At 62.6% G+C, this 24,847-nt stretch carries 23 protein-coding genes; 18 read left to right on the forward strand and 5 right to left on the reverse strand.

The genetic code is table 11. The features are described 5' to 3' along the window. Positions 1–4 precede the first annotated feature (4 nt). Both BC360_RS31305 and BC360_RS04265 read right to left on the reverse strand, forming a co-directional pair. Complete coding sequence (locus BC360_RS31305; RefSeq protein WP_139109910.1) at positions 5–223, reverse strand: hypothetical protein; 219 nt, start codon at positions 221–223, stop codon at positions 5–7. Further along, on the reverse strand, positions 220–1,158 hold the full coding sequence (locus BC360_RS04265) for a LysR family transcriptional regulator (protein WP_065794416.1): 939 nt from the start codon (positions 1,156–1,158) through the stop codon (positions 220–222). Before BC360_RS04265 ends, BC360_RS31305 begins: the two co-directional genes overlap by 4 nt. A gap of 236 nt (positions 1,159–1,394) precedes the next feature. Here BC360_RS04265 and BC360_RS04270 point away from each other — a divergent pair, with 236 nt between their 5' ends. The 7 genes from BC360_RS04270 to BC360_RS04300 all read left to right on the forward strand — a co-directional run bounded on the left by BC360_RS04270 (position 1,395) and on the right by BC360_RS04300 (position 8,829). After that, entirely contained in the window at positions 1,395–2,600 is a 1,206-nt protein-coding gene (locus BC360_RS04270) for an ABC transporter substrate-binding protein (protein WP_065785566.1), read from the forward strand. 14 nt (positions 2,601–2,614) lie between these two features. Next, on the forward strand, positions 2,615–3,397 hold the full coding sequence (locus tag BC360_RS04275; RefSeq protein WP_065794494.1) for an ABC transporter ATP-binding protein: 783 nt from the start codon (positions 2,615–2,617) through the stop codon (positions 3,395–3,397). Between the two features lies 1 nt (position 3,398). Then, the gene (locus BC360_RS04280) at positions 3,399–4,100 is read left to right on the forward strand and encodes an ABC transporter ATP-binding protein (protein ID WP_065785567.1); all 702 of its coding nucleotides are present in this window, start codon (positions 3,399–3,401) and stop codon (positions 4,098–4,100) included. Between the two features lie 3 nt (positions 4,101–4,103). Then, the gene (locus BC360_RS04285; protein ID WP_065785568.1) at positions 4,104–4,991 is read left to right on the forward strand and encodes a branched-chain amino acid ABC transporter permease; all 888 of its coding nucleotides are present in this window, start codon (positions 4,104–4,106) and stop codon (positions 4,989–4,991) included. Between the two features lies 1 nt (position 4,992). Further along, positions 4,993–5,979 (forward strand): branched-chain amino acid ABC transporter permease, encoded by a 987-nt coding sequence (locus BC360_RS04290; protein ID WP_139109911.1) that lies wholly within the window; start codon positions 4,993–4,995, stop codon positions 5,977–5,979. A gap of 72 nt (positions 5,980–6,051) precedes the next feature. Beyond that, a complete protein-coding gene (locus tag BC360_RS04295; protein WP_065794418.1) occupies positions 6,052–7,647 on the forward strand; it encodes a GMC family oxidoreductase in 1,596 nt (531 codons plus the stop codon). Positions 7,648–7,788: 141 nt separating this feature from the next. Next, the gene (locus BC360_RS04300; RefSeq protein WP_065794419.1) at positions 7,789–8,829 is read left to right on the forward strand and encodes a Tim44 domain-containing protein; all 1,041 of its coding nucleotides are present in this window, start codon (positions 7,789–7,791) and stop codon (positions 8,827–8,829) included. A 220-nt stretch (positions 8,830–9,049) separates the two neighbouring features. Here the strand turns inward: BC360_RS04300 and BC360_RS04305 are convergent, their stop codons facing one another. Then, the gene (locus BC360_RS04305; RefSeq protein ID WP_065794420.1) at positions 9,050–10,000 is read right to left on the reverse strand and encodes a LysR family transcriptional regulator; all 951 of its coding nucleotides are present in this window, start codon (positions 9,998–10,000) and stop codon (positions 9,050–9,052) included. 89 nt (positions 10,001–10,089) lie between these two features. Here BC360_RS04305 and BC360_RS04310 point away from each other — a divergent pair, with 89 nt between their 5' ends. From BC360_RS04310 to BC360_RS04350, 9 genes are all read left to right on the forward strand, one after another. After that, entirely contained in the window at positions 10,090–10,578 is a 489-nt protein-coding gene (locus tag BC360_RS04310) for a DMT family transporter (RefSeq protein WP_065794421.1), read from the forward strand. Between the two features lie 262 nt (positions 10,579–10,840). Next, positions 10,841–12,049 (forward strand): MFS transporter, encoded by a 1,209-nt coding sequence (locus BC360_RS04315; RefSeq protein ID WP_065794422.1) that lies wholly within the window; start codon positions 10,841–10,843, stop codon positions 12,047–12,049. A gap of 105 nt (positions 12,050–12,154) precedes the next feature. After that, complete coding sequence (locus tag BC360_RS04320) at positions 12,155–13,633, forward strand: aldehyde dehydrogenase family protein (protein ID WP_065794423.1); 1,479 nt, start codon at positions 12,155–12,157, stop codon at positions 13,631–13,633. 136 nt (positions 13,634–13,769) lie between these two features. Further along, positions 13,770–14,690 (forward strand): polyphosphate kinase 2, encoded by a 921-nt coding sequence (gene ppk2, locus BC360_RS04325; RefSeq protein WP_065785576.1) that lies wholly within the window; start codon positions 13,770–13,772, stop codon positions 14,688–14,690. A gap of 112 nt (positions 14,691–14,802) precedes the next feature. Beyond that, positions 14,803–15,645 (forward strand): MurR/RpiR family transcriptional regulator, encoded by an 843-nt coding sequence (locus tag BC360_RS04330; RefSeq protein ID WP_065785590.1) that lies wholly within the window; start codon positions 14,803–14,805, stop codon positions 15,643–15,645. Between the two features lie 327 nt (positions 15,646–15,972). Continuing rightward, complete coding sequence (locus tag BC360_RS04335) at positions 15,973–17,436, forward strand: MFS transporter (protein ID WP_065794424.1); 1,464 nt, start codon at positions 15,973–15,975, stop codon at positions 17,434–17,436. Next, positions 17,433–18,092 carry an aspartate/glutamate racemase family protein gene (locus BC360_RS04340; RefSeq protein ID WP_065794425.1) on the forward strand — a complete coding sequence of 220 codons (660 nt, stop codon included), beginning with the start codon at positions 17,433–17,435 and terminating at the stop codon, positions 18,090–18,092. The genes BC360_RS04335 and BC360_RS04340 overlap by 4 nt, the downstream gene beginning before the upstream one ends. A gap of 167 nt (positions 18,093–18,259) precedes the next feature. After that, the gene (locus tag BC360_RS04345; protein WP_065785579.1) at positions 18,260–18,850 is read left to right on the forward strand and encodes an ankyrin repeat domain-containing protein; all 591 of its coding nucleotides are present in this window, start codon (positions 18,260–18,262) and stop codon (positions 18,848–18,850) included. 85 nt (positions 18,851–18,935) lie between these two features. Then, positions 18,936–19,397, forward strand: coding sequence for a YHS domain-containing (seleno)protein (locus tag BC360_RS04350; RefSeq protein ID WP_139109918.1), 462 nt, complete (start codon positions 18,936–18,938; stop codon positions 19,395–19,397). Positions 19,398–19,421: 24 nt separating this feature from the next. Here the strand turns inward: BC360_RS04350 and BC360_RS04355 are convergent, their stop codons facing one another. Then, positions 19,422–21,638: an adenylate/guanylate cyclase domain-containing protein gene (locus BC360_RS04355; protein ID WP_065794427.1), complete on the reverse strand. Its 2,217-nt coding sequence runs from the start codon at positions 21,636–21,638 to the stop codon at positions 19,422–19,424. 233 nt (positions 21,639–21,871) lie between these two features. On the opposite strand from BC360_RS04355, the gene BC360_RS04360 reads away from it, so the two are divergent. Then, on the forward strand, positions 21,872–23,290 hold the full coding sequence (locus BC360_RS04360; protein ID WP_065794428.1) for a DUF1254 domain-containing protein: 1,419 nt from the start codon (positions 21,872–21,874) through the stop codon (positions 23,288–23,290). Positions 23,291–23,307: 17 nt separating this feature from the next. After that, positions 23,308–24,330, forward strand: a complete 1,023-nt coding sequence (locus tag BC360_RS04365) for a DUF1254 domain-containing protein (RefSeq protein ID WP_083222447.1) — start codon at positions 23,308–23,310, stop codon at positions 24,328–24,330. A 248-nt stretch (positions 24,331–24,578) separates the two neighbouring features. Here BC360_RS04365 and BC360_RS04370 read toward each other — a convergent pair whose 3' ends face one another. Continuing rightward, positions 24,579–24,803, reverse strand: coding sequence for a hypothetical protein (locus tag BC360_RS04370; RefSeq protein ID WP_065785584.1), 225 nt, complete (start codon positions 24,801–24,803; stop codon positions 24,579–24,581). Between the last annotated feature and the right edge of the window lie 44 nt (positions 24,804–24,847).

A 24,847-nucleotide genomic window follows, 5' to 3' on the forward strand; every position in this document is an offset into this window, starting at 1 on the left:
GGGCTTATAGACCCCCATCCTCACAGACGTCAACAGACAATTTCAAAAAACCGACAAGATCGAACAACCAACTGAAAACAAACAACAAATTCAAACGGAAGTTATCAACAGACCAATCCAGACCAGCAAAACACCCAAACCAGAACCAGAACCATCGCCCAAATCGGCAAAAAACATCGGGCAGGTCAGGAATCGCGCAGGAACCTGGCAGGCCGTCGATCATGGCTGAAGCGCCGGGCCGGCCGGCACCAGCGCTCGCTCGCGGCTGAAACACGCCCAATTCTCCCGCACGATCTGCGTCAGAAACTCGCGCACCGCCCTCACCCGCGGCACGGCAACCAGATCGCGGTGACAGATCATCCAATAGGTCCGCTTCAGTTCGATCTCGTCGGGCAGCACGATCTCGATGTCCTTTTCCTCGCGCGCCATGAAATGCGGCAGCACGCAGAGGCCAAGCCCCTGGCGCACGGCCTTTAGCTGGGTGAGAATGCTGGAACTCTGGAAATGCGCCCGCAAGCCCGGCTGGATCTCGCCGAGATAATCGAGCCCGGGCGCAAAGATCATGTCTTCGATGTAGCCGACGAAGCGATGGGCGGCGAGATCGTTGCGGCTCCTGATCGGCGGGTGGCTGGCGAGATAGCTGCGGGAACCATAGACATGCAGCGTATAGGGTGTCAGCACCTCGGAATGATAGGGACCGGCCTTTGGCGCCGTCAGCGCCACCGACAGATCTGCCTCCTTGCGCGACAGCGACATGATCTGCTGGATCGCCACGAGTTCCAGCGAAATGTTCGGGTAGGTCGCCGCAAAGCTCGACAACCTGTCCGACAGGAAGAAATTGCCGAAGCCTTCGAGCGTGCTCAGCCGCACGACGCCGCGCTGCGCCGTCAGGCCGTCGCTGATATCGAGCTGCAGCTGCTCGGTCTCGCGCTCGATGCGTTCAGCGGTCTCGACGAAACGCTGGCCGATCGCCGTCAGCACGTAGCCGCGCGGATTGCGCTCGAACAGCTTGACCTTGAGCGCGAATTCCAACCGGTCGATGCGACGCGAAACTGTCGCATGGCTGGTGCGCAGCCGTCGCGCAGCCGTCGACAGTTGCCCCGTGCGCGCCACCGCCAGAAAGAACTGCAAGTCGTCCCAGGTAAAGTTCGGATTCATGTCATCGCCCCCATCTGTTCGAAAATGAACAGACCCTGTTTGCAATTTACGGTCCGTGCCGCTTGCGTCCAAGCGATTTTTTCCGGATTGTACCGTCGGAGCCGGCATCTGAGGAGCATGTCTGGCCAAATTTGAACAGAACGGGACCGACTGTCCGGCAACGCCATGCGCTTTGCCGGAGCCGAGCGCGATTTTGCGCGAGACACTCCCGCCTGAAGCCTTTGGAGGAGGACAAGATGACGAAGAAACTGCTCACCGCATTCGCAATGATGCTTGCCAGCAGCACCGCGGCACTCGCCGACGCATCCGACGGCAAGGTCAAGATCGGCATTCTCAACGACCAGTCCGGCGTCTACGCCGATTTCGGCGGCAAGTCCTCCTATGAAGCCGCGCTGATGGCGGTGGAGGACTTCGGCGGCAAGGTTCTCGGCGTTCCGGTGGAGGTGATCACCGCCGACCACCAGAACAAGGCCGACATCGCCTCCAACATCGCCCGTCAGTGGTACGACACCGAACAGGTCGACAGCATCATGGAGCTGACGAGCTCCTCGGTCGGCCTCGCCGTCCAGGCATTGTCGAAGGAAAAGAAGAAGATCACCATCAATACCGGCGCGGCCACCACCGAACTGACCGGCAAGCAGTGCTCGCCCTATGGTTTCCACTGGGCCTATGACACCCATGCGCTTGCGGTCGGCACCGGCGGCGCGCTCGTCAAGCAGGGCGGCGACAGCTGGTTCTTCCTGACCGCCGACTACGCCTTCGGCTACTCGCTCGAGGAAAACACCGGCAACTACGTCAAAGAAAACGGCGGTACCGTCGTCGGCTCCGTCCGCCATCCGCTTGCGACCACCGACTTCTCGTCCTTCCTGCTGCAGGCGCAGTCTTCGGGTGCCAAGGTCATCGGCCTTGCCAATGCCGGCCTCGATACGTCCAACGCCATCAAGCAGGCAGCCGAATTCGGCATCGTCCAGGGCGGCCAGCGTCTGGCGGCGCTGCTCTTCACGCTCGCCGAGGTCCACGGCCTCGGCCTCGAAGCGGCACAGGGGCTGACGCTGACCGAAGGCTTCTACTGGAACCGCAACGAAGAGACGGCAAAGTTCGGCAAGCGCTTCATGGAACGCACCGGCAAGATGCCGAACATGGTTCACGCCGGCACCTACTCGGCCGTGCTTTCCTATCTCAAAGCGATCGAAAAGGCCGGCAGCGATGACGGCGATGCGGTTTCGAAGGAGTTGCATGTCCTTCCCGTCAACGACATCTTTGCCGAAAACGGCAAGGTCGCAGAGAACGGCCGCATGGTCCACGACATGTATCTGCTGGAAGTGAAGAAGCCGGACGAAAGCAAGGAGCCCTGGGACTATTTCAAGGTGCTCGCCACCATTCCGGGTGCCGAAGCCTTCATCGACCCGGCCAAGAGCGGCTGCGAACTCGTAAAATCGTGAGCGGTCGGATCGCGATGACCGCTGCCTCGTCAGAACAGAATGGAGCGCCGCGGGTGGTTTTGTCCGCCCGCGGTCTCCGTCGCGATTTCGGCGGCTTCACCGCCGTCAACAACGTCAACCTCGACGTCCACCATGCCCGCGTGCATGCGCTGATCGGCCCGAACGGCGCCGGCAAGACGACGGTCTTCAACCTGCTGACAAAGTTCCTACGGCCGACTGACGGCACGATCACGCTGCTGGGCGAAGACATCACCCGCATGGCGCCCGACAAGGTGGCGCGCATGGGACTGGTGCGCTCGTTCCAGATCTCGGCGGTGTTTCCGCATATGAGCGTGCTCGACAACGTGCGCGTGGCGCTGCAACGGCCGCACGGCCTTGCGACCCAGTTCTGGAAGCCGATGTCGGCACTCGACGGGCTGACGGCCAAGGCCGATCAGCTGATCCGTTCCGTCGGCCTCGACCGGGAGAGAAACGCGATTGCCGCCGACCTTTCCTACGGGCGCAAGCGGGTGTTGGAGATCGCCACGACCCTGGCGCTCGACCCGAAGGTCCTGCTGCTCGACGAGCCGATGGCCGGCATGGGCCACGAGGATGTCGGCATGGTGGCCGAGATCATCCGCGAGGTGGCGCGCGAACGCGCCGTGCTGATGGTCGAGCACAATCTCTCCGTCGTCTCGACGCTCTGCCATCACGTCACCGTCTTGCAGCGCGGCGAGATCCTCGCCGAGGGCGACTACGCAAAAGTGTCAGCCGACCCGCGGGTGCGCACCGCCTATATGGGCACCGAGGAGGCCTGAGATGAAACCGCTTCTGAAAGTCTCCGGCCTCAACGCCTGGTACGGCGAAAGCCACATCCTGCATGGCGTCGACATGACGGTCGGCGAAGGCGAGATGGTCACCCTGCTCGGACGCAACGGCGTCGGCAAGACCACCACCCTGCGTTCGATCATGGGCATCGTGCGCAATCGCAAGGGCGCGATCGATTTTGCCGGCGAGGACCTGATCAAGGTGCCGCTGCACCGGGTCGCCCATCGCGGCCTCGGCTTCATCCCCGAGGAGCGCGGCATCTTCTCGACGCTGTCGGTCTACGAAAACCTGCTGTTGCCGCCGGCCGTGGCCAAGGGCGGCATGACGGTCGACGAGATCTTCGAGCTTTTCCCCAATCTGCACGAGCGCCGCAACAGCCCGGGCACCAAGCTTTCCGGTGGCGAACAGCAGATGCTGGCGATCGCCCGGATCTTGAGAACCGGTGTGCGCATGATGCTGCTCGACGAGCCGACCGAGGGGCTTGCCCCGGTCATCGTCCAGCGCATCGGCGACGTGCTCAAGACATTGAAGGAGCGCGGCATGACCGTTCTTCTGGTCGAGCAGAATTTCCGCTTCGCCAGCAAGGTAGCCGACCGCTTCTACCTGATGGATCATGGCCGCATGGTCGGCGAGTTTCCGGTCTCGGAACTCTCCGCCCGCATGGACATGCTGCATGACGTGCTGGGGGTCTGAGCCATGACCATGATCTTTGGAATTCCGCTGCAAGCCTTCCTCGGCCAGCTGCTGATCGGTCTGATCAACGGCTCGTTCTATGCACTCTTGAGCCTCGGCCTTGCGATCATCTTCGGCCTGCTGCGCGTCATCAACTTCGCCCACGGCGCGCAATATATGCTCGGCGCATTCTTCGCCTGGATGCTGCTGTCCTATTTCGGCATCGGCTACTGGCCGGCGCTGATCGTCGCGCCGCTTGCCGTCGGGCTTGTCGGCGCCGTCATCGAACGCACGATGCTGCGGCGGCTCTATTCGCTCGATCCGCTCTACGGCCTGCTCTTCACCTTCGGCCTGGCGCTGACAATCGAAGGCACGTTCCGTTATCTCTATGGCGCTTCGGGCCAGCCCTATGCCACGCCGGCAGCGCTTGCGGGCGGCACCAATCTCGGCTTCATGTTCCTGCCGGTCTATCGCGGCTGGGTGATCGCCTTCTCTCTCATCGTCTGCATCGGCACCTGGCTGGTGATCGAGAAGACCAAGCTCGGCTCCTATTTGCGCGCCGCGACCGAAAACCCTATCCTCGTCCAGTCTTTCGGCATCAACGTGCCGTTCCTGCTGACGCTGACCTATGCGCTTGGAGCCGCACTCGCCGCCCTTGCCGGCGTGCTCGCGGCGCCGATCTACCAGGTCTCGCCGTTGATGGGCTCGAACATCATCATCGTTGTCTTCGCCGTCGTGGTCGTCGGCGGCATGGGCTCGATCATGGGGGCGATCGTCACCGGCTACCTGCTTGGCGTCGCCGAAGGGCTGACCAAGGTCTTCTACCCCGAGGCTTCCAACATCGTGATCTTCGTGATCATGGCCATCGTTCTCCTGATACGGCCGGCAGGCCTCTTCGGCCGGGATGTTTGATATGACATTGACACTCGATATCGATAAGCCCAGGGAAAAGAAGCCAGTCGTCGCGCAGACGATGTTCCTGGCGGCGGGTCTTGCCCTGCTCGTGCTCGCCCCCTTGTTCTTCTATCCCGTCTTCCTGATGAAGCTCTTGTGCTTCGCGCTGTTTGCCTGCGCCTTCAATCTGCTGCTCGGCTATACCGGTCTGCTGTCTTTCGGGCACGCGGCCTTCTTCGGCGGGGCCGCCTATTTCACCGCCCATGCGGTCAAGGAATGGGGGCTACCGCCGGAACTCGGCATTCTCGTCGGCGTCGCGGGGGCAGCATTTCTCGGTGCGATCATCGGTTATCTCGCAATTCGCAGGCAGGGCATCTACTTCGCCATGATCACGCTGGCGCTGGCGCAGATGTTCTATTTCTTCTGTCTGCAGGCCGAGTTCACCAAGGGTGAGGACGGCATCCAGTCCGTGCCGCGCGGCCATCTCTTCGGCTTCATCGATCTCAGCCAGTCGACCAACATGTATTATTTCGTGCTCGGCGTCTTCATCATCGGCGTCGCGATCATCTGGCGGATCATTCACTCGCCCTTCGGCATGATCCTGAAATCGATCCGTGAGAACGAGACGCGCGCCGTCTCGCTCGGCTACTCCGTGCGCAATTACAAGCTTGCGGCCTTCGTCATGTCGGCGGCGCTCACCGGCCTTGCCGGCGGCGTCAAGGCCCTGGTCTTCCAGTTTGCGACGTTGACCGACGTCAGCTGGCAGATGTCGGGCGAGGTCATCCTGATGACGCTGCTCGGCGGCATCGGCACGCTGATCGGTCCACTGTTCGGCGCTGGCCTTGTCGTGACTTTGCAGAACTACCTCGCAACCTCCGAATTCCCGGTCACCATCATCACCGGCCTGGTGTTCATGGTCTGCGTGCTGCTTTTCCGGCGCGGCATCGTCGGCGAGTTCTACAATTCGAGGCTCGGCCGCAAGCTCGGTTTCGAACATCGCCACTAGAACGTTCCTCGAGGAAGAGAGCGAGCCCGGTCCCGATTGCGCCGGACCGGGCAACGACACAAGAGAAAGCCTATGGACACGTTCGACTACATTGTCGTCGGAGCGGGTAGCGCCGGTTGCGTTCTGGCCAACCGCCTTTCCGAAAATCCGGATCACCGCGTCCTGCTGCTCGAAGCCGGCGGCAGCGACAATTATCACTGGATCCACATTCCGGTCGGCTATCTCTATTGCATCAACAACCCCCGCACCGACTGGTGTTTCACCACCGCCGCCGAGGAGGGCCTGAACGGCCGCGCGCTCGGCTATCCCCGCGGCAAGGTGCTCGGCGGCTGCTCGTCGATCAACGGCATGATTTACATGCGCGGCCAGGCGCGAGACTACGACCATTGGCGCCAACTGGGGTGCACCGGCTGGGGCTGGGACGACGTCCTGCCGCATTTCCGCAAGTCGGAAGACCACTATCGCGGCGCCGACGAGATGCATGGCGCGGGCGGCGAATGGCGGGTGGAGAAGGCACGCGTTCGCTGGGCCGTGCTGGACGCCTTCCAGAAGGCAGCGACCGAGGCCGGCATTCCGGAAACGACGGACTTCAACCGCGGCGACAATGAAGGCTCGGGCTATTTCGACGTCAACCAACGCTCCGGCATCAGGTGGAACACGGCCAAGGCGTTTCTGCGGCCCGCGCGCAACCGGCACAATCTGACTGTTCTTACGAAGGCGCATGTCCGCCGATTGGTGATCGAGGAAGGTCGCATCGCCGGCGTCGAATTCCAGCATGACGGCATGGTCACACAGGCGCGGTCTCGCCGCGAAACCATTCTTTCTGCCGGAGCCATCGGCTCGCCGCAGATATTGGAGCTCTCCGGTATCGGTCGTGGCGATGTGTTGCGCGACAACGGTATCGAGGTCCGGCACGAGCTGGTTGGCGTCGGCGAAAACCTGCAGGATCACCTGCAATTGCGCCTCGCCTACAAGGTGACCGGGGTGCCGACACTGAACGAGAAGGCAAGCACACTCCTTGGCAAGGCGGCGATCGGTCTCGAATATCTCGCGAGGCGCTCGGGTCCGATGGCCATGGCGCCGAGCCAGCTCGGCATCTTCACCCGTTCCGGCCCCGAGAAGGAGACGCCGGATCTGCAATATCACGTCCAGCCGGTGTCGCTCGAGAAGTTCGGCGAGCCGGTTCATCCCTTCCCGGCGATTACTGCCAGCGTCTGCAATCTCCGGCCGGAAAGTCGGGGATCGGTACATCTCAAAGGGCCGGATTTCGCCGCAGCGCCCGACATTCGCCCGCGCTATCTGACGGCTGAGGCCGACCGCGATGTCGCGGTCCGCTCCATCCGCCTGACGCGTCGCATCGTCAATCAGCCATCCTTCGCCCGCTTCAACCCGACCGAGTTCAAGCCGGGACCGTCCTATGAGAGTGACGAGGATCTGCGCCGCGCCGCCGGCGATATCGGCACGACGATCTTCCACCCGGTCGGCACCTGCCGGATGGGGGCGGATCCGGCGAGCGTCGTCGACGCGGAGCTGCGCCTGCGCGGCCTGCACGGCCTGCGCATCGCCGATGCCTCGATCATGCCGACGATCACCTCGGGCAACACCAATTCGCCGACGATCATGATCGCCGAAAAGGCGGCGACGATGATCCTCGAAGCCAACCGCTGAGGGTTTTTCCGGCCGATTTCACCGGCGCGATTACGGTAAACCGGACCAAAAGCGACACGGAAACCTTAAAATCCGGGATCGGAACCTCTATATGAGCCAGCGAAGGCCTTCGTGGGCCCAAGCACAATACAAGGGGTTTGAATGGCAATGCAGCGTTTTGGACGAGCTCTGGCGATGATGGCGATCGGTCTCACTGTCGCGCTCACAGTTGTGGATGTCGCCGAGGCCCGGCGCTCGGGCGGCGGCTTCGGCAGCCGTGGCACACGCACCTTTTCGCAGCCGCCCGTCACCCGCACCGCGCCGACAAATGCGGCACCGATCGACCGTACGATGACGCCGCGCCAGGATGCCGGCCCGACGACGACCAATCCCGGGGCAGCCCAGACGCGCCCGACCGGTGCCAACACGCCCAATGCACGACCCGGCTTCTTCAGCGGCTTCGGCGGTTCGCTTCTCGGCGGCCTCATGGTCGGCGGCCTGATCGGCATGCTGATGGGCGGCGGCTTCGGCGGCGCCGCCGGCTTCCTCGGCCTGATCGTCCAGATGCTGCTGATCGGCGGCCTGATCATGCTGGCGATGCGTTTCTTCGGCCGCAACCGCCAGCCGGCCTATGCCGGCCCGTCTGAGCGGTCGTCAGCGAACGCGCCTTCGGCCGGTGTGCCCTCGTTCAAGATCCCGAGCATCGGCGGTGGCCAAGCGGGTGGTCAGACGAGTGCGCGCCCCACCGTTGCAGCCGCACCGGCGCCTGCCGCCGACGGCCCTGCCGACGAAATCGGCATCGGCCAGTCGGACCTCGAGCAGTTCGAGAAGATGCTGAAGGACGTTCAGGCGGCCTACGCGGCCGAGGACTACGGCACCTTGCGTCGCCTGACGACGCCCGAAGCCATGTCCTATCTCGCCGAAGAACTCAGCGACAACGCCACCAGCGGCGTCAAGAACGACGTCAGCGACGTCCATCTCGTCCAGGGTGACGTCGCCGAAGCCTGGTCGGAAGACGGTACGGACTACGCAACCGTTGCCATGCGCTACGAGAGCATCGACGTGATGCGCGACCGCACCACCGCGCGTGTCGTCAGCGGCGATCCGGACAATCTGACCGAGGCCGTCGAGCTCTGGACCTTCGTACGCAAGGCTTCCGGCGAGTGGCAGGTGTCGGCGATCCAGGGCGTCGGGCACGCCTGATAGCGCCAGCGACCTAAACCCTTGAGACCCGGCCGGCCCATCCGACCGGGTCTTTTTTTGCGCTTCAGCCACCACCCGATTACACGGCCCGACAGGGTGAAGCGCAGGTTCATTTGGCTCGCACAACGACGGAGGCGAGTGCCACTGCGTCATCGGCTACTGCATAATTCCTCAAATCGGAATCGATTTAAGGATAAAATTATGCAGCAAGTTTAAAGCGTTACAGCGTCCTTTGCGCGCCATATTTGACGCCCGCTGTAGTAACCGGTTCCTCATCGCCGAGAAGGCGCGCGACGAGCGCCCGCAACCAGCGATGCCCCGGGTCGCCGTCGCGGCGACGGTGCCAGATCTGCTCGAAGTCGAACGGCGGAATGGCAAAGGGCGGTTCGAAGACGGCAAGCCCGTCGGCGTCTGCCTGCGGAAGGATGCGGCGGGCGACGGTCAGGACGAGATCCGTTCCACGCACCAGGTCGGGCGCGACGCTCCAGTGCGGAACCGCAAGACAGATGCGGCGTGCATTTCCCGTCGCCGCCAGCGCAAGATCGATCTCATTGCTGGCATCGCCACGCAACGACACCAGCACATGCGGCCGGACGAGATATTCGGCAAGATCAATGGCTAGCGATCCGCCAAGCCGCGACGCGTCTGCAAGGCAGGCAAAGCTTTCCCTGAAAAGCAGCGATGACCGGATGCCTTCACCGTGCGCCGGGAACACGCCCAGGGCCAGATCGATCTCTCCGTCCACCACCTGCGACGCCATGACCTCGCGGCTCGCCTGGCTGACGATCAGATCGACATGTGGCGCCTCGACCCGCAGGGTCGCCATCAGCCTCGGCAGCAGCACCGCCGCACCATAGTCCGACATCGCCACTCGGAACACATGCCGCTCCGTTGCAGGGTCGAAACCTACCGGCGCAAGCAGCGACCGCATCCGAGCCATTGCTTCAGCGAGCCGCGGCGCGATCTCGAGCGCCCGTATGGTCGGCTCCAGCCGCCCACCATGCCGCACCAGCAGGGGATCATTGAAGAGATCGCGCAAGCGGGCCAGCGCATGGCTGACCGCAGGCTGGCTCTTGTTCAGGCGCACTGCGGCGCGCGAAACATGGCGTTCGGCCAACAGCGCATCGAGCACAACAAGCAGGTTCAGATCGATTCCAGCGAGGTTATTCATCTTACGAATATAGACCGTGCAAACTGCGAATTTCCATTCTTGATTTGAATGATCGACCATAGGGCCGTCAAACAGATCGGAATATCGTCATGCCAAATGCTGGCCCACTCCTCCTCATCCTCGCAGCCGTCTTCGCCGGAGCGGTCGTGCCGCTGCAGGCCGGCGCCAACGCCGTGCTCGGCCGCCTGATCGGTCACCCTCTATGGGCGACCGCCGTTTCGCTCGGCGTCAGCCTCGCCCTCATCATCCCCATCATGATCGCCTTTCGCGTGCCGATGCCGAGCCCCGGCGCGGCACTGAAGGGCCCTTGGTGGATCTGGATCGGCGGCGCAGCCGGCGTCATCTACATCACCGCGGCCCTTCTCCTCGCCCCGAAGCTCGGCGCCGCCAGCTTCATCGTCGCGGCGATTGCCGGACAGATGGCGGTCTCGATCATCATCGACCACTTCGGCCTGATGGGCTTTCCGGAAAAACAGGTGAGCGTCGCCCGCCTCGTCGGCGTCGCGCTGATCATCAGCGGCATGGTGATCACGCAGATCGCAAGCACCATGCCCGCACTCGCAAGCCAGGGCCGGTGACCATGTGTACCTCCCCGCCACAATTCTTGTCGCTGCCCCGCCGCCGTGATAACAAGCGTTCATGTCGACCGAACCACACCTGATGGCGTGACGAGCCCCGCAAGGCGGGGCTTGCAGCAGCGAGCCCAAAGTCGCCCGTGGTTCACGGGCTGGTCTCCATTGATTCGATTGACCTCTTTCTCCTAGGTTCGCGGCACGGCCCAATCGCAGGCCGGTGCGATGGTGGGGAGCGCGAGGCAATCGACCGCCATTCGGGCTCGTTATGAAATCGCCATCCCTTTGGAAATCGGCCGTCTTCCGGCGCGTCGGATTCGCTCTTACCTTTTACTCCTTCTGCTCATGGATGCTGGTCGCAGCGCTGCCGCTTCTCGTCGCGCAGCGGTTCGGCGCCGGCACAGAACTTGTCGACAGCCTCGCGCTGCGGCTCGCACCGCGCATCCTGTTTGCCCCCGTGGCCGCAGGGCTGATCCGGCGCTTTGGTCCTCGGTTCCCCGTTTGTGCCGGACTGATCGTGACGGCGCTGTGCCTCATCGCTCTTGCCGTCGTAGAGCATGCCGGCGCGCTGCAGATCGTTGTTCTGGCAATCGGTCTTGCCGACACCATTGTTGTCCCGGGCCTGCTGGCGCTGCGCGCCGCTACGACGCCTGTCGGTCGCAACATGGAAGCAAACACAACGTTTCAAACGATCGATCGTCTTGCCAAGATCCTTGGCCCGCCGGCGGCCGGGCTCATGCTGACGATCACATCCCCTGCCCTGGCCTTCCCGGCGCTTGCCGGCGGCCATCTCGTGGCCGCGATCGCCCTTTGCCGGGGCATCGTGGCATCGTGGCAGATGTCGCTCGAACCGGAGCTGGCCGCCAGATCGGGTCTTCTTCGAGAAGCCACAGCGACGATGCGAGAGAACCCGATGCTCTGGGCTCTCGTCCTGCCGGCGCTCGGCTACATGATTTCTCTCGGCGCGCTGCAGCCCTTCCTTTTCTGGCTCAATCACGATCAGTTCGGGCTCGGCCCGGCGATGTGGACCGTGCTGCTCGCAGCACAAGGAACGGGCGCCGTCATCGGCGCTCTCGTGTCGAACCGGCTGGCGAAAACGCTGGTCGATGCACAGTCGCTGCTGACCGCCTATCTCGTCGCAAGCCTTCTCGAAGGCGTGACGACGCTTGCGCTGGTCGTCGCGCCGAACCATGCGCTGGCAACGGCGATGCTGATCATCGGTGGCATACCGGAGATGGTCGCCTTCGCCGCCTATTTCACGCTCATCCAGCAACGGCTGAGCCTTGCGCGCCAGGCCGTTTTCTATGCGCTGAGTCTGCCGTTGATGGATCTGTTCATGGTCGTTGGCGTCCTGGCGGGCACGCTTTACAGTGACGGCTGGATGACGCTTCGGCAATTCTGGTTCATTGCCGGCGCCAGCGCGATCCTTCCCGTCCTTCCGTTCCTTGCCTGGAGGCCTCTGAGCCGAGGAACGTAAGGGCCTCAGCGAAAAGCAAGATAGCCCAGAAAAAGTATGGCCGGCCGCTGGCGCGATCCCCATGGAGAGGGCCATACTCTGCCGGGCTGAAATGAGGGTACAGGCATGCGGGACAAGTTGTTCATTGACGGCAAATGGGAGAAACCCCGCCGCGGCGGTACGCTCGACGTGATCGATCCGGCGACGGAGGAAGTCATCCACCATGCGCCCGCAGCCACCTATGACGATATCGACCGCGCCGTCAAAGCCGCCCGCATTGCGTTTGACAGCGGCCCATGGCCGAAGCTTTCCGGCACCGAACGGGCCGTCTATCTCCGGGCGATTGCCGAGAAGATCGAGGAAAGGCGGCACTCCCTGGCGCGTCTCGAAGTCACCGACAACGGCAAGCCGCTGACGGAGGCGCTATGGGATATCGACGATGCCGCCGGTTGCTTCCGCTACTATGCCGGGCTTGCCGAGGAACTCGACGCCAATCCCGAGGAAACCATCACCGTCGGCGACAACCGGTTCACCGCCCGCGCCATTCGCGAACCGCTCGGTATCGTCGGCGCGATCACGCCCTGGAACTATCCGCTGCTGATGGTCTCCTGGAAGGTGGCACCGGCGCTTGCCGCCGGCTGCACCATGGTGCTGAAACCGTCCGAACTGACGCCGCTGACGGCTCTGGAACTGGGCGCCATTGCCGAGGAAATAGAGCTTCCGCCGGGCGTGCTCAACATCGTCACCGGCACCGGCCAGGATGCGGGCCAGCCGCTGACCGAACATCCGCTGGTCGACAAGCTCGCCTTTACCGGCTCGGTACCCACAGGGCGAAAGGTGATGATGGCCGGTGCCCAGGACATCAAAAACATCAGCCTCGAGCTCGGCGGCAAGTCTCCCTTCGTGGTCTTTGCCGACAGCGATATCGACAAAGCGGTCGAATGGATCATGTTCGGCATCTTCTGGAACCAGGGGCAGGTCTGTTCGGCAACCTCGCGCGTGCTCATCGAGGAGCCGATCTACGATGCCGTCGTCAAAAGGCTCTGCGAAGAGGCGGCCAAGATCACCATCGGCAACGGCCTCGACGAGGGCACGCTGCTCGGGCCGATCGTTTCCAAGGGACAATATGACAAGGTCCTGACCGCGATCGACCGCGCCCGCCAGGACGGAGCGACCATCGCGGCGGGGGGCGGCAGGCCCGCCGGTTTCAACAGCGGCTATTTCATCGAACCGACCGTGCTGACCGACATGGGCGAAGACAGCTATGTCTGGCGTGAGGAAATCTTCGGGCCGGTCGTCTGCGTCAAGCCGTTTACGGACGAGGCTGATGCGGTGCGCATGGCCAACGACAGCCGTTTCGGCCTTGCCGCCGCGGTCATGTCTGCCGACAAGCAGCGCTGCGAGCGCGTCGCCCGGGCTTTTCACGCCGGCATCGTCTGGGTCAACTGCTCGCAACCGACCTTCCCTGAAGCGCCCTGGGGCGGCTACAAGCAGTCGGGCATCGGCCGCGAGCTCGGTCGCTGGGGCCTTGCCAACTATCTCGAGACCAAGCAGATCACCAGCTTCGATGCCGACGAGCCGTGGGGCTGGTACATCAAGGCGTAGAGGCGCCCCCGCAGCAAAGGCGCCGGCCTCGACGGGCGGCGTCAAATTCCCTTCATGCGCCTATGGAATAAGCCAGATAACGGTAGCATCATGCCGCGAGCTGCCGCACTGCGCGCTTGTGCGCTGGAGGGATGCGATGAACAGGTTAAACGGCGACTTCGATGGGCAGGACTGGCTCGAGGCGGAACTCGCCGATACGCTCGATGAAGACTACGAGCTCGAGCTTTCCGAGCCGGCGCTTTCGGAAGAGATCCGCAAGATCTACCGCAAGAACCACCCGCCGTCGCTTCCGCGCATCGACTATTTCCGCACCCTGATAGGTTTGCAATCCGAACTGATCAAGCTGCAGGACTGGGTCGTGCACCACAAGGAGAAGGTCGTGGTGATCTTCGAGGGGCGCGATTCTGCCGGCAAGGGCGGCGTGATCAAGCGCATTACCCAGCGGCTCAATCCGCGCGTCGTCAGGGTCACGGCGCTGCCCGCCCCGTCGGACCGCGAAAAGACCCAATGGTATTTCCAGCGCTACGTGCCGCATCTGCCGGCCGGCGGCGAGATCGTGCTGTTCGACCGCTCCTGGTACAATCGTTCCGGCGTCGAACGCGTCATGGGCTTTGCCAGCGAAGACCAGGTCGAGCAGTTCTTCAACGACGTGCCGGAATTCGAGCGCATGCTGGTGCGCTCCGGCATCCGGCTGGTCAAATACTGGTTCTCGATCACTGACGAGGAGCAGCAGATGCGCTTCCTCGTGCGCATCCACGACCCGCTGAAGCAGTGGAAGCTGTCGCCGATGGATCTGCAGTCGCGCGTGCGCTGGGAGGCCTATACCAAGGCCAAGGAAGAGACCTTCGCCAGAACCAACATTCCCGAAGCGCCGTGGCACATCGTCGAAGGCAACGACAAGAAGCGGGCGCGGCTGAACTGTATGGATCACCTGCTGCAGCAGATTCCCTATGAGGATGTGCCGCACGAGGAGATCACCCTGCCGGAGCGGGTCTTCAACCCCGATTACGAGCGCAAGGTCCTGCCGCCCGAACTCTACGTGCCGTCAAAATACTGACCGCGGCTCTGGCACGACATGGTGCAAGGCCGGCGCTTTCCGGCCCTGCGCTCTTGCCAAGGTGACGCGGAAATCGGACAGTCCGTGAAACGACAGTTTCATGGAATTGGCAATGAGTCCCAAAGAGCGATCCTTCCTCACCCGCGTTCGTCAGGTCCTGCCGGAGCTCCATCCGGCAGAGCGGCGCCTTGGAGATTTTCTCTGCGACTTTCCGGGCGAAGTCGCCAGCTATTCCGCCCAGGAACTGGCAGCTCTGGCGCATGTGTCGAAGGCCACCGTGTCACGTTTCATCCAGCGGCTAGGCTATGAAAACTACGAGGAAGCGCGCCGCCATGCGCGTGCCGACAAGCAGACGGGGTCGCGCCTCTTCCTCGCGACAAGCGCGGATACGGCGGGCGAGCAATCCGTCACCGCCCATGTCGCGCAAGGGGTCGCCAATATCGAAGCCACGTTTCTCGCGATATCGGAAACCCAGATCAACACCGCGTCTGCAGCGCTGTTGAAGGCGCGCAAGGTCTGGGTCATCGGCTTTCGCGCCAGCCATTCCTTCGCCACCTATCTGCAATGGCAGCTGACACAGGTGATCGAGAACATCTCGGCCATTCCCGGTGGCGGACAGACGCTGGGCGAGCATCTCGTCAGCTTCACGCCCGACGACGTCGTCATCGTCTTCGGCCTGCGCCGCCGCATCGCGCTGATGGACGCGCTGCTCAACCAGGTGGAAAAATCCGGAGCCCGCCTGCTCTACATCACCGACGAAGGCGTACCCTTCCTCAGCCAGGCCGAGTGGCATTTCCGCTGCCAGACGCTGGCGCCCGGGCCCCTCTTCAACCACGTCTCCGTCATGGCGCTCTGCCATCTCTTGACGACGCGATGCATCGAAACGGCCGGTGTGACCGGTCGCAACCGTCTGCGCGGCATCGAAGCCCTGAACGACGCGCTCGAAGAACTGTGACCGTTGTTTGGGCATCTGCCTGAAACTGAGGTGCATTATTCGATCATAAGAAATCACAGTTTCACGCGGCGGATACAGACCGACTTTTGTCCATATATCTGATTATAAACGCGAAACTATGGTTTCTCATCTTTTGGCACGAAACCTGCATTCCTCGATGGCGTTGTTTCGAAGATGAATTGTGCTGGACGACAAGAGCGCCCGCCAGGCGCGAAACGTCCGGTTCGCCCGGTTCGAAGCAAAATTTCAGTATGAAACTACGATTTCTTGATGTAGCATCATGAAACTAAGTTTTCACGCCAGTTAAGCCATAAAGGGGAACAAACCATGGCAGCGGAAAATATGGTGCCGTCCGGCAAGTCTTCGCCGGTCATTCGACAGTTGGAATCAGCATTCACCAAGATCGGCGTCACCGGCGCCCACAAGCAGATCATCGCCCTCGTTCTGATCGGCTGCCTGTTCGACAGTTTCGAGCAGAACACCATCGGCGTCGCCGGCCCCATCCTGAAGGAACATTGGGGCCTGACCGGTACGGATATCGGCTTCCTCAACACCATCACCTTCGGCAGCGCCGCCATCGGCCGGTTGCTGTCGGGCATCCTCGGCGATCGCTACGGCCGCCGCGTGATGCTGACGATCAACCTTCTGCTCTTCACCATCGGCTCGGCCGCCTGCGCGCTCGCACCGAATTTCGCGGCGCTGTGCTTTGCCCGCGCCATTGTCGGCTTCGGCGTCGGCGGTGAAATCTCCACCGCAGTGACGATGCTGTCGGAATTCTGCTCGCCGAAATTCCGCGGCACGGCCGCCGGCCTCGTCAATGTCGGCGCCGGCGGCTTCGGCAACTTCCTCGCCCCCGCCTTCGGCCTGCTGATCTTCACGCTCTTCCCGGGGGAAAACAGCTGGCGCTGGCTGTTCGCCGCGCTGGCCCTGCCGGCGCTGCTCGTGGTCTTCTATCGCCGTTTCGTGCCCGAAACCCCGCGGTTCCTTGCCTCGCAGGGAAAGATCGACGAGGCGAACAAGGTGCTGTCGATCCTCGCCTCCGGATCGCTGCGGCCGCGCAATCTTAAGGTCGAGGAATATCTGACCAAGGATCACGTCCAGGACGAAGCGCCCGCGAAGAGTGATTGGAAAGAGCTTTTCCGGGCACCGTTCATCGGCCGGACCATCCCCGTTGCGATCGCCATCCTGATGAGTTACGGCGCCCAGCTGTCGGTGCTGACGCTGATGCCGATCATCTTCGTGTCGATGGGCTACACCCTGCAGGGCAGCCTGCTCTACAGCATGATCATCCAGAGCGGCAGCGTGCTCGGCGCCATCGCCGCCTCGATGTTCGGCTACTATTTCCCGCGCAAGAAGGTGCTGACAACAGGTGCGGTCTTCGCCTGCCTGGCAGCAGTTTCGATCGCCTATCTCGGAACCAACATCTACCTCGTCTTGATGTTCGGAGCGATCTTCCAGTTCTTCGTGCTCTTGCTCAACACCTCGATCTGGATCTACGCGCCGGAACTCTTCCCGACGCGCATCCGTGCCTTCGGCGTCGCACTCATCCTGGCAACGGGATCGGCAGCGGGCTCCTTCGTTCCGACGATCTCCGGCATGCTGTTCGATACCTACGGCATGGTCGGGGTTTTCGGTCTGGCGGCCGGCATGTACGCGGTCTTCGCATTCTGCATCCAGCTCGGTCCCGAGACCTATGGCATGTCGATGGAAGATCTGGACCAGCCGGCGGACGCCGACCTCGCCAAGGCTGAACCAAAACAGGTCAATGTCGGCATGGAAGTCAGAACGTGACCGCACATATCCTGTTGATCAACCCGAACAGCTCGCACGCAACAAGCAGCATGATGCTCGCCATCGCTGAGCGGGCTGTAACCGGACGCTTGGCCGTGGCAATCGCCACGGCCAAGCGGAACCCGCAGATGATCGTCACGCCGGAGCAGTTGACGGCCGCGGCTGACGAGGTCATCGAGATCGGCACGTCCCATGCCGCGGATTGCCTCGGCATCATCGTCAGCGCTTTCGGCGATCCAGGCCTTGCCGCCCTTAAGGATCGTGTCGACATCCCCGTCGTCGGCATCTGCGAGGCATCGATGATCGAAGCCGCGCGAAACGGCCGCAAGTTCGGCGTCGCAACCACGACCCCGGACCTGATCGAAGCGATCGACGAGCGCGCCCACGACCTCGGCCTTGCCGGCCAATACACCGGCATCCGTTGCACGCCCGGCGATCCGCTCGCGCTTGCCGGCGATGAAAAACGGCTGCGGGACCAGCTCGGCGAAGCGGTCCGGCACTGCATCGAACTTGATGGCGCCGGGGCCGTCATCATCGGCGGCGGCCCGCTCGGCCAGGCGGCCGAACAATTGCAGCCCGATTTCACCACGCCGATCATCGCCCCCATCCCTTGCGCGGTGGAGCGCGTGCTCGACCTGATGCGGGTCAACGCCTGACTCGCCACTTTCGAAGCCCGATCCGGCCGGCAATTTCGCCGGACACATCAGGGCGAACCGGGTAGGCCCGGGCCTGCGCCGGCGACTGACCTTGTTGACGGCAAGGACTCTGTGATATTTTCGAATGTCCTTGCATGCAAAACCGAAGCTGGGGCGGAGGTGGCGCGATGAACTGTCTTTGTGCTTCGGTCGCCGGGCTGGCGTTTTTCACCTCGACGGCATTTGCGGGTCCCTTGCATGACGCGGCAAGAGACGGCGACATCAAGCGCGTCACACAGTTGCTGGATCAGGGGACCGACATCACCGCGCCGGACACGGCCGGCGAGCCGGCATTGCTGATTGCGTCGCTAGCCGGGCAGCCGGATGTGGTCACTCTGCTGCTCGATCGCGGCTGCGACATCGATATCCGCAACAAAGGCGGGCTGACCGCCCTGCATGCCGCCGCCTATGGCGGCAATCTCGACACCGTCAAGCTACTGCTGGCCAAGGGCGCCGATGTCAACGACACCAAGAACTTCTACCATATGTCGCCTCTGCATGCCGCCGCCGAGGAAGGCCACGCCGACGTCGTGGCCTTGCTGCTAACCCAGAAGGCCGAAGTCGAGGCGAAGGAACGCAATGGCTACACGCCGCTGACGCAGGCCGGCTGGCGCTCGCACTGGGACGCAGCCGAGCTTCTCTTGAAGGCGGGCGCCACCTGCCAGAAGGCCGACCTCGTCGGCGACTGGCTCTATACCGAATGCACGAAGCGGAAGTGACGCCAGAAGCGCGCCACCCGCATCCGGAAATCGGAGAAAAGGAATGTCCTACCATCGATACGCATGCGTCATCGGCGTCTCTGCGATGGCGTTTCTGGCGCTGTCCGGTCCCACAATGGCCGAGGACCTCGTCAACACCGGCTATTTCGGCGATGTCGCCATCAAGGGCTACGACCCGGTCGCCTATTTCACCGAAAGCAAGGCTTTAGAGGGTTCGCCGCAATATTCCTACCGCTGGCTCGGGGCGAACTGGCAGTTTGCCAGCGCCGAGAACCGTGAACTCTTCATCCGCGAACCCACCCGCTACGCCCCGCAATATGGCGGCTACTGCGCCGACGGCGTCTCGTTTGGAACGGTGACCACCAACATCGACCCGAAGGCCTGGCGCATCATCGAGGGCAAGCTGTTCCTGAGCTACGATCCGGGTGCGGCGGAAGGTTTTGAGAAGAACCCGAACAAGCTGGTCGATTCCAAGAAGCACTGGTCCGAAGTGGAAAACACGCTCATTTCGGAAAAGCTCGGCACCACCTGGCAGAAGCCGCGCTGACACTCGGTCCTCACGGTATAGTCGTCACTGCGCGATCGAGAAGAATTTCAGCGCCTGCGGCGTCACGTGGATGAACTCGGCGCCGCGCTCGCCCTTGGCCGTGTTGCGATAGACGTAGCCGCAGACCATTCGGTCGAGAAAATAACCGTCGAACTTCTCGCAGAGCTGGTTGCCCTTCACCTCGGCGCGGCCGGTGATGCTCGTATTGGCGCTGCGATAGGCGGTATTGCCGGCCTTATCGAAGAATTGCACGAAACTCGTGCCATTCTTGTGCCGCCCGCTCCAGGTCTTGTCGAGGGTCAGGACGCCAAGTTCCGCGGGACCTATTCGGTCGGCCGCAGCCCCGACGAAACCGAAGGGCCACTCCGGAATGCCCGCGGTGCGCAGGCCGTGTAAATGGCGATTGAGGTCCTCTTCGCGCCAATAATCATAGAGATAGCCGTAGTAGGTAAGGTTGGTGTCGGGAAAGAGCCGAAGCAGCTTCTCGCCTTCCGCCACCGCGCGGGCCCGATCGCCGCGCTGGGCATAGGCAGACGCCAGATATTCCCGTGCAGCCTCTGCGTTCGGCAAGGCCTCGCCCGCGGCTTCGATGAGCGGGATCGCTCGGTCGTTGTCCCGTGCCGTGTAATAGACGATGCCGGCCAGCAGCCGAAAACTCGGGGATGGCGACGGATCGAGCCTCAATGCCCGCTCCAGATCGGCGATCGCCTGTTGGTGGTCTCCGGTCTGCGCGAGGATCAGCGCCAGATTGGCGAAGGCCTCGGCATCGCTCGGCTGCGCCCGGACCGCCCTGGCCGCTGATTCCCGCGCCTCCGTCTCGCGGCCGTCGACGAGCTGCAGCAATGCCAGCACCGTGTGGGCGCGCGCATTGTTGGCGTCGAGCTTCAGCGCCTCACCCGCAGCGTCATAGGCGATCTTGCGGGCGACTGCCGCCGACCAGAGATAATTGTAGTCGTTGCGCCAGACGTCGACGGCAACCCGCGCTATCCCCGCATGGGCATTGGCGAAGCGCGGGTCGAGATCGATCGCCTTTTGATAGAAGGCCAGCGTCTGGCGATAGGTGTCGACGTCGCTGTAGACGAGCCCCTGCTGCTCGGCCCGCATGTAATAATCATAGGCCTCGAGATTGTCGGTCGGGATGCGCGCCAGCTGGTCGCGCTCGCCTTCACTGAGCTTGACCTCGAGCGCCGAGATGATCTTGCCGATGACATCGTCCTGGACCGCGAACAGATCGGCATATTGCCGGTCGTAGCGCTCCGCCCAGAGCGACAGACCGCTCATCGCATCGATCAGCTTGACGTTGATGCGCAGGCGCTGATCGGCCCGCTGCAGCGTTCCCTCGAGAATGTAGTGAACCCCGAGTTCCGCTGCCACATCCTGGATCTTCCAGGCGCTGTCCTTCATTGCGAACACCGAGTGACGGGCGATGACGAACAGGCCGGACACTTTCGAAAGCTCGGTGATGAGGTCGTCGGTCAACCCTTCGGCCAGATGGTCGTGATCCCGGTCACCGCTGACATTGATGAACGGCAGGACGGCGACGGAGGGCTGGTCCGGCAGGGGATAGGCAAAGCGCTCGGTCGGCGTCTCCGGCAGAACGAGCGTCCACGGCTGCCACCAGGCGGCGGCAAATGCGAGGGCCAGCATCACGGCGCCGGCAATGAGTATCCTCCTTCGCGCGGCTCGCCGCTTCGTATCCGTGACGATCGTCTTGCCGGCATCGGTCGGGTCGAGCAGCACGCGGTAGACGCGGATGGGCTCGGCGATCCCCCTGACCCTCTGCTCGCCGAGAGAGGCATAACCGACGCCAACATTCGAGTGGACCTGGTCATAGGCCGTGCCGGATATCGCGATGCCGCCCGGCTCGGCGAGCCCCTGTACCCGATCGGCGGTGTTGACGCCATCGCCGTGAATGTCGTCGCCTTCTACGATGATGTCGCCGAGATTGATGCCGATGCGAAAATCGAGCCGCCGATCGGCTGCGGCCTTGTCGGCCTGTTCGGCCTTTCGCTGCTGGATCTCCACCGCACAGCGAAGCGCGTCGACCACGCTGCGGAATTCCACCAGCAGCCCGTCGCCCATCGTCTTGACTAGACGTCCGTGATGTTCGGCAAACTGCGGCTCAAGAATGTCGTGCAGGTCGCTCTGGAATCTGGCGCGCGTTCCCTCCTCGTCGAGCCGGCTCAGGCGACTGTATCCGGCGACGTCGGCGATCAGGACGGCTGCGAGGCGGCGCTCCATCGACGGTCTCTTCACGTGCGATGTATTCCAGCAGCGATGTTACCGCAGGTCGCCAGGCGCCGCTATCGCGTCGGCGGTGAACGGTATCGGCGCCGTCGTAACCGTTACGTACTTGCGGTTTTCGGCCCATCGCTCACCATAGACGAGTTGCTAGCCCGCATGGCTTTGCGCATACCGCCGGATTATCCGTCGGTCATCTGCTCGGTGCTTGCGTTCACCCGGAGGATTTTGCCATGCTCAGACGACGGACCCTTCTGATGGTCGGCGCGCTTGCTGCCGCGCTCCCCCATCTGGCAAGCGTGCCAGCGATCGCCGCCGATGCCGCCCTCGCGCCGGATGAAGCACGGGCGATCGCCAAGGAGGCGACGATCTACGGATTTCCGCTGGTCGACAATTATCGCGTCCAGCACTCCTATTTCGTCGACGCCGGCGGTCCGGAGTTCAAGGCGCCCTGGAACGAACTCGTCAACAATGCACGGGTCTATACGCCGGATGACAAGGCGATCCAGACCCCGAATTCCGACACGCCCTACTCCTATGTCGGCGCCGATCTCAGGGCCGAGCCGCTGGTATTCACGGTGCCGGTGATCGACAAGGAACGTTACTACTCCCTGCAATTCATCGACCTCTACACCTTCAACTTCGCCTATATCGGCAGCCGCGCCACCGGCAACGAGGCAGGCGGTTACCTGCTGGCAGGCCCGAACTGGAAAGGCGAGACACCGCCCGGGATCAAATCCGTCATCCGCTCGGAGACGGAGTTCGCCTTCGTGCTCTACCGCACGCAACTCTTCAATCCTGGCGATATAGAAAACGTCAAGGAGATCCAAGCCGGCTACAAGGTCGAGCCCCTGTCGAAATTCCTCGGCCAGCCCGCACCGGCACCCGCACCCGCCGTCGACTTCATCGCCCCCTTGAGCGCCGCCGACGAAAAGACCTCGCCCGATTTCTTCAGGGTACTCAACTTCATTCTGCAGTTCTGCCCGACCGATCCTTCGGAGAAGGAGTTGATGGCCCGCTTCGCCGAGCTGAACATTGGTGCCGGCAAGACATTCGACCTCAAGGCCTTCCCGCCGGAAATCCAGAAGGCGATCACCGACGGCATGGCCGACGGCTGGGCTGCTTTTAGGGAGTACAAGGAAACCATGGTCGATACCGGCAAGGCTTCGAGCGCCGACAGCTTCGGCACGCGGGCATTCCTGAAGAACGACTACATGCAGCGCATGTCGGGCGCGGTGCTCGGCATCTATGGCAACCTTAAGGACGAGGCCCTCTATCCCGTCTATTTCATCGACGATCAGAAGAAACTGCTGACAGGCGCCGGCAAATACACGCTGCGCCTCGCACCCGGGCAACTACCGCCGGTCAACGCCTTCTGGTCCCTCACCCTCTATGATCTGCCTTCCAGCCTGCTCTACGCCAATCCGCTCAACCGTTATCTCATCAACTCGCCGATGCTGCCCGGCCTGAAGAAGGACGCCGATGGCGGCCTGACGCTCTACATTCAGAACGAAAGCCCCGGTCCTGACAAGGAGGCCAATTGGTTGCCGGCGCCCACAGGCCCGTTCTTCACGGCGATGCGCCTCTACTGGCCGAAACCGGACGCGCTGGACGGCAAATGGAAGGCCCCGCCGCTGCAACACGTCAACTGAGCACCGAGGATCACGACATGACGACATTTCGCATCACCTTCGCTCTGGCGGCGGCTGCCATGATCGGCACAATGCCGGCCAAGGCAGCCGATCCTGCTATCGTCGGGGTCGACAATTTCATCCGCGCCGAGAGCGACATGTATGCCGCCGCCATGGTCAAGGAAGGGGCGCTGGGCAAGTTCCTGCATCGCCGCGAACCCGCCTCCATCGACAACCAGACCGTCATTCGCCTCAACCGCGACACGCTCTATTCGTCGGCGGTGTTCGACCTGGACGCCGGTCCCGTCACGATCACGCTGCCCGATGCCGGAAAGCGCTTCATGTCGATGCAGGTGATCAACGAGGACCACTACGTGCCGCAGGTGACCTATGATGCCGGCGAGCATAGGCTGACGAAGGAAAGCGTCGGCACGCGCTATGCCGTGGTCGGGATCCGGACGCTCGTGGATCCCGCCGATCCCAAAGATCTCGACGAAGTCCACGCGCTGCAGGACGCGATCAAAGTCAGCCAGCAGAGCATTGGCAGCTTCGAGGTCCCCGCTTGGGATCCGGCGAGCCAGAAGACGGTGCGCGAAGCGCTGCTTGTGCTCGGCTCAACCATGCCGGACTTCAAGAAGGCCTTCGGGACCAAGGAGGACGTCGATCCGGTTCGCCACCTGATCGGGACCGCCACCGGCTGGGGCGGGAACCCGGACAAGGATGCGACCTATCTCAACGTGACACCGGCGAAAAACGATGGCGCAACTGTCTATAAGCTCAATGTGAAGGATGTGCCGGTCGACGCGTTCTGGTCGGTGAGCGTCTACAATGCGGCGGGATACTACGAGAAGAACCAGTACGGCGCCTACACCATCAACAACATCACCGCGAAGAAAGGCGACGACGGCGCCATCGGGATCCAGTTCGGCGGTTGCGACGGCAAGATAGAAAATTGCCTGCCGACGACGAAGGGCTGGAATTACACGGTGCGCCTCTATCGGCCGCGGCAGGAAATACTGGATGGAACCTGGCAGTTTCCAGAGCCGAGCGCGGTCAACTAGAGCATTTCCGGTCTAAACGGAATCGCAGAAACACTATAACTCTTTGTTTTTACGCATTTCCTGACGGAAAACCGCTTCGCACTTTTCCTGGAAATGCTCTAGGCGGCCTTCGGAACCCGGAACCGAAGCAATCACTGGTCGCGCGTCGCGTGGGAAGCGCGGCAGGCAAACGAATTATCAGTGAGGTTAGATCTGCGCCTGCCTGACTGGCAGACCGTGGCAGCACCTGGATCGAGCAATGAATGCGGTCAGGCGCCTGTGCGCTTGCGTGCCGGCTGGCGCTTCGGCGCCGGGGAAACCGGTTCGGCATCAGCCTCTTGCAAAAGCCGCTGTGCCCTAAGCTTCTCGGTCTTCTTCTCACGCGCCAGCTTTTCGGCCGCGACGATACCGCGGGCCGTATGATCGGTCGCGGCGGCCTTGTCGCTTGCCGACAGCCGCTCGGGCTTGAAAAGATCTTTCTTCGTCGACGTCATGCGTACCTCCTCGCTCGGGCGTGGACCGATGCCGAAATCGGCAT

Source organism: Ensifer sp. LC163 (assembly GCF_001695855.1).
Lineage (GTDB): Bacteria > Pseudomonadota > Alphaproteobacteria > Rhizobiales > Rhizobiaceae > Ensifer.

Coding starts and splice junctions, on each gene's coding strand:
- BC360_RS04300 (WP_065794419.1), top strand. CDS start 7,789: ATGGCAATGCAGCGTTTTGGACGAGCTCTGGCGATGATGGCGATCGGT.
- BC360_RS04355 (WP_065794427.1), bottom strand. CDS start 21,638: ATGGAGCGCCGCCTCGCAGCCGTCCTGATCGCCGACGTCGCCGGATAC.
- BC360_RS04295 (WP_065794418.1), top strand. CDS start 6,052: ATGGACACGTTCGACTACATTGTCGTCGGAGCGGGTAGCGCCGGTTGC.
- BC360_RS04290 (WP_139109911.1), top strand. CDS start 4,993: ATGACATTGACACTCGATATCGATAAGCCCAGGGAAAAGAAGCCAGTC.
- BC360_RS04370 (WP_065785584.1), bottom strand. CDS start 24,803: ATGACGTCGACGAAGAAAGATCTTTTCAAGCCCGAGCGGCTGTCGGCA.
- BC360_RS04320 (WP_065794423.1), top strand. CDS start 12,155: ATGCGGGACAAGTTGTTCATTGACGGCAAATGGGAGAAACCCCGCCGC.
- BC360_RS04335 (WP_065794424.1), top strand. CDS start 15,973: ATGGCAGCGGAAAATATGGTGCCGTCCGGCAAGTCTTCGCCGGTCATT.
- BC360_RS04265 (WP_065794416.1), bottom strand. CDS start 1,158: ATGAATCCGAACTTTACCTGGGACGACTTGCAGTTCTTTCTGGCGGTG.
- BC360_RS31305 (WP_139109910.1), bottom strand. CDS start 223: ATGATCGACGGCCTGCCAGGTTCCTGCGCGATTCCTGACCTGCCCGAT.
- BC360_RS04305 (WP_065794420.1), bottom strand. CDS start 10,000: ATGAATAACCTCGCTGGAATCGATCTGAACCTGCTTGTTGTGCTCGAT.
- BC360_RS04315 (WP_065794422.1), top strand. CDS start 10,841: ATGAAATCGCCATCCCTTTGGAAATCGGCCGTCTTCCGGCGCGTCGGA.
- BC360_RS04345 (WP_065785579.1), top strand. CDS start 18,260: ATGAACTGTCTTTGTGCTTCGGTCGCCGGGCTGGCGTTTTTCACCTCG.
- BC360_RS04350 (WP_139109918.1), top strand. CDS start 18,936: ATGGCGTTTCTGGCGCTGTCCGGTCCCACAATGGCCGAGGACCTCGTC.
- BC360_RS04360 (WP_065794428.1), top strand. CDS start 21,872: ATGCTCAGACGACGGACCCTTCTGATGGTCGGCGCGCTTGCTGCCGCG.
- BC360_RS04285 (WP_065785568.1), top strand. CDS start 4,104: ATGACCATGATCTTTGGAATTCCGCTGCAAGCCTTCCTCGGCCAGCTG.
- BC360_RS04270 (WP_065785566.1), top strand. CDS start 1,395: ATGACGAAGAAACTGCTCACCGCATTCGCAATGATGCTTGCCAGCAGC.
- BC360_RS04365 (WP_083222447.1), top strand. CDS start 23,308: ATGACGACATTTCGCATCACCTTCGCTCTGGCGGCGGCTGCCATGATC.
- BC360_RS04310 (WP_065794421.1), top strand. CDS start 10,090: ATGCCAAATGCTGGCCCACTCCTCCTCATCCTCGCAGCCGTCTTCGCC.
- BC360_RS04275 (WP_065794494.1), top strand. CDS start 2,615: ATGACCGCTGCCTCGTCAGAACAGAATGGAGCGCCGCGGGTGGTTTTG.
- BC360_RS04330 (WP_065785590.1), top strand. CDS start 14,803: ATGAGTCCCAAAGAGCGATCCTTCCTCACCCGCGTTCGTCAGGTCCTG.
- BC360_RS04280 (WP_065785567.1), top strand. CDS start 3,399: ATGAAACCGCTTCTGAAAGTCTCCGGCCTCAACGCCTGGTACGGCGAA.
- ppk2 (WP_065785576.1), top strand. CDS start 13,770: ATGAACAGGTTAAACGGCGACTTCGATGGGCAGGACTGGCTCGAGGCG.